This is a genomic window from Pseudomonas sp. PDM32, from assembly GCF_019219225.1.
GTDB lineage: Bacteria > Pseudomonadota > Gammaproteobacteria > Pseudomonadales > Pseudomonadaceae > Aquipseudomonas > Aquipseudomonas laurylsulfatiphila.
Genome location: NZ_JAHUWE010000071.1, coordinates 1 through 255 on the forward strand (window position 1 = coordinate 1; position 255 = coordinate 255).

Here is a 255-nt window from a genome sequence, read left to right on the forward strand (position 1 = left end):
CTTTGCCCCTATCGACTGGCCAACCCAGGAAGCTGACCGCGACGGCTTGCTGGAGCCGGGCGACGGCGCGCAGTCGTTGTGGACCTACGCGCCCACCGGCGAAGTGCTTAAGCAAACCGACGCCAAAAGTCATACCCGACATTTCACCTATGACCGCGCCGGGCAACTGCATTCGGTCGGGCTGCAACGCTCCGGCCAATCCACCGCCGACACGCTGGTCAATGCCATCGAGTACAACGCCTTTGGCCAGATAGA

General features: G+C 62.4%; 1 protein-coding gene. It reads left to right on the forward strand.

The annotated features are described in order from the left end of the window. A partial coding sequence (locus KW846_RS29835; protein WP_218486478.1) for a hypothetical protein occupies window positions 1-255 on the forward strand: 255 nt, incomplete at both ends.